The 276-nt window shown below is 33.0% G+C and carries 1 pseudogene; it reads right to left on the bottom strand.

Annotated elements, in window-relative coordinates:
• Nucleotides 1-276, bottom strand: a pseudogene (locus tag AAEZ02_RS22395) (hypothetical protein); the annotation flags it as partial.

Raw genomic sequence — 276 nt, 5'->3', positions numbered from 1 at the left:
CCTTTGGTGTTTGCATTCACATAAAATGAGTCAAATAACTCTGTTTTAATGGTGTTGTCGGGCATTAAGTAGTGTTTGATTTTATTTATTTCATAATCAGACCAGCAAGCATGTACAGCCCTAATCTCTGACAATTCTAAAAATAAGGGTAAGGTTTTGAACCATTCGATAGTGATGAGCATTTTATCGTTATGTTTTTTATATTCAGACAAAAACTCGATATGTTGCCCTATATTTTTTATAGAACGTTCTCTTAAAGGAAGTTCAGTACCTGGA

The sequence above is a fragment of the Shewanella sp. T24-MNA-CIBAN-0130 genome, assembly GCF_040310185.1.
Classification (GTDB): Bacteria; Pseudomonadota; Gammaproteobacteria; order Enterobacterales; family Shewanellaceae; genus Shewanella; species Shewanella psychromarinicola.
The sequence above is the reverse complement of the archived record's forward strand: the minus strand, read 5'-3'. Positions and strand labels throughout refer to the sequence as shown.